Origin of the sequence: Streptomyces sp. MUSC 14 (assembly GCF_001866675.1) — a bacterium.
Lineage (GTDB): Bacteria > Actinomycetota > Actinomycetes > Streptomycetales > Streptomycetaceae > Streptomyces.
The window spans coordinates 1-1,391 of the sequence record NZ_MLYN01000140.1; the positions used below are offsets into that span (position 1 = coordinate 1).

General features: G+C 70.7%; 1 protein-coding gene. It reads left to right on the forward strand.

The genetic code is table 11. From position 1 onward, the window contains the following. On the forward strand, window positions 1-1,389 hold a 1,389-nt coding region (gene cysS, locus BIV25_RS46025; RefSeq protein ID WP_071378573.1), incomplete at its 5' end, for a cysteine--tRNA ligase. Window positions 1,390-1,391: the final 2 nt, after the last annotated feature.

Sequence of the window (1,391 nt, forward strand, 5' to 3'; positions counted from 1 at the left end):
CGCCTGTACGACACCAGCGCCCGGCAGATCCGTGACTTCATCCCGCTCGAGCCGGGTTGTGTCTCGATCTACCTGTGTGGCGCCACCGTGCAGGCGGCGCCCCATATCGGGCACATCCGGTCGGGGCTCAACTTCGACATCATGCGCCGCTGGTTCTCGTACCGGGGCTATGACGTGACGTTCGTCCGCAACGTCACGGACATCGACGACAAGATCATCGCGAAGTCCCGTGAGCAGGGCCGCCCGTGGTGGTCGATCGGCTACGCGAACGAGCGTGCCTTCGACGAGGGCTACACCGCGCTCGGCTGCCTCCCGCCGACCTGTGAGCCGCGTGCCACCGGCCACGTCACCGAGATGGTCGAGATGATGCAGCGCCTCATCGAGCGCGGGCACGCCTACGCGGCGGACGGCAACGTCTACTTCGACGTCCGTTCCTTCCCGCGGTACCTGGAACTGTCCCGGCAGGAGCTGGACAACCTGCTCCAGCCGTCCGGGGAGGGCGAGACCGGCAAGCGGGACCCGCGCGACTTCGCGATGTGGAAGGCGGCCAAGCCGGGTGAGCCGACGTGGCCGACGCCGTGGGGCGCGGGCCGTCCGGGCTGGCACCTGGAGTGCTCGGCGATGGCCCACAAGTACCTGGGCTCCGCGTTCGACATCCACGGCGGCGGCCTGGACCTGATCTTCCCGCACCACGAGAACGAGATCGCCCAGGCCAGGGCCTACGGCGACGGCTTCGCCCGGTACTGGGTGCACAACGCCTGGGTCACCCTGGCCGGCGACAAGATGTCCAAGTCGCTGGGCAACAGCGTGCTGGTGTCGGAGATGGTCAGGCAGTGGCGGCCGATCGTGCTGCGCTACTACCTGGGCACCCCGCACTACCGCTCGATGATCGAGTACAGCGAGGAGTCGCTGCGCGAGGCCGAGTCGGCGTTCGCGCGGATCGAGGGCTTCGTGCAGCGGGTCGTCGAGCTGGCCGGCAAGACCGTCGAGCCGGCCGCCGAGGTCCCGCCGGCCTTCGCCGAGGCGATGGACGACGACCTCGGTGTCCCGCAGGCCCTGGCGATCGTGCACACCACGGTCCGGCAGGGCAACAGCGCGCTGGCCGCCGACGACAAGGACGCCGCGGTGGCCCGGCTCGCGGAGGTGCGGGCCATGCTCGGCGTCCTCGGCCTCGACCCGCTGGACGAGCGGTGGGCGGGCGAGTCCGGCCGGAGCGAGGACCTGCACGGCGTGGTCGACAGCCTCGTCCGCCTGGTCCTGGACCAGCGCGAGGCCGCCCGTGCCCGCAAGGACTGGGCGACCGCCGACGCCATCCGCGACCAGCTCACCCAGTCCGGCCTCGCCGTCGAGGACAGCCCGCAAGGCCCCCGCTGGACCCTCAAGGCCTAGCC